Here is a 1,421-nt window from a genome sequence, read left to right on the forward strand (position 1 = left end):
TAATGCCGATCAGTTAAGACAAAAATGATCGGTTGAACGATCCGGCAGTTCTGCAAGAATCCGTAATCTCTCAGGGATTACGGATTTTTTTATGCTTCTCAGTCAGGCTCTCGATATTGTTCATAACTTTACTCCTCAGGAGTTCTCGACGCTTTCTGATCTCCTTTCTCCTGAACTTATTGACGAGTGTCTCGCGGATACCGGGACAGTAACGTTACGAAAGCGCCGGTTATCGATGGAAATGATGGTCTGGGCAGTGACCGGCATGGCACTTTTTCGCTCCCATTCGATGACTCAGCTCGTCTCTCACCTGGATATTCTTCTGCCGGGAAAAAGGCCCTTTGTTGCGCCCAGCGCGGTTGTGCAGGCCCGGCAGCGATTTGGCGAAGATGTTATCCGATTAATGTTTGAGAAAACGCAGCGCCTGTGGTTTGAAAAGACACCGTTGTCGCACTGGAACGGACTGACTCTGATGGCGGTGGATGGCACCGTATGGCGTACCCCTGACACACCAGAGAATGATGCCGCCTTCGGGCGAACGGCCAATATTAATAAGTGCTCTGAGTGGCCGCAGGTGCGAATGGTCTGTCAGATGGAAGTCACCAGTCACCTGCTGTCAGCAGCAGCGTTCGACAGCGTCTCAGCTGCCGGCGAAGCCGATCTTGCCGCTCAGCTTATCCCACAGACCCCCGACCACTCTCTGACCCTCTTTGATAAAGGTTTTTACGCGCTGGGTCTGCTGCACGCCTGGCAGTCGGCGGGAACGGAAAGACACTGGATGCTGCCGCTGCGCAAAGGAGCACAGTACCGTATAGTCCGTAGCTTAGGGGCCGGGCAGGCGTTGGTGGAATTACAGCTGTCGCCGCAGGCGAAGAAAAAATGGCAGGGAGCTGCGGACACGCTGACGGCAAGGCTTATCAGCAAAGAACTCAACGGAAAAACGGTTCAAATCCTGACATCCATGTGCGATCCCCTGAGGTATCCCAAAGCAGATGTCGTGGATTTATACGGCCATCGCTGGGAAATAGAGCATGGGTTCCGCGAGATGAAACAACACCTGCTGAATAATGAGCTGACGCTGAGAAGCAAAAAGCCAGAACTTGTGCGTCAGGAGCTGTGGGGCGTGGTCCTGGCCTATAACCTTCTGAGGTTCATGATGGCGCAGATGGCGTACAGCCTGAAAGGCGTGGAACCTTATCAGATGAGTTTTAAGCAGTCCGCACTGTATCTGAGAAGTCATCTGAGCCTGCTACCGGGCATCTCACCGGGAAAAATACCGCGGATAATGGAAGAGATAATGGCGATGGCGCCAGGGCTGGTGCTGCCGGAAAGAAGAGTGCGGCATTACCCAAGGGCGGTAAAAAAGAAGCCGCAACGTTATCCGTTGCGGCCTCCATTAAGATCTTAACTGACAAGCATTA

At 53.0% G+C, this 1,421-nt stretch carries 1 protein-coding gene; it reads left to right on the plus strand.

Annotated features, from left to right (window positions below; genetic code table 11):
* The first annotated feature begins 91 nt into the window (after positions 1 to 91).
* Positions 92 to 1,408, plus strand: a complete 1,317-nt coding sequence (locus tag IAE30_RS29810) for an IS4 family transposase (protein WP_200681630.1) — start codon at positions 92 to 94, stop codon at positions 1,406 to 1,408.
* Positions 1,409 to 1,421 lie beyond the last annotated feature (13 nt).

The sequence above is a fragment of the Pantoea sp. S61 genome, from assembly GCF_016625145.1.
Taxonomy (GTDB): Bacteria; Pseudomonadota; Gammaproteobacteria; order Enterobacterales; family Enterobacteriaceae; genus Pantoea; species Pantoea rwandensis_B.

What these genes read in the sequence shown, in the direction of transcription:
- IAE30_RS29810 (WP_200681630.1), top strand. Translation starts at nt 92, where the DNA reads ATGCTTCTCAGTCAGGCTCTCGATATTGTTCATAACTTTACTCCTCAG.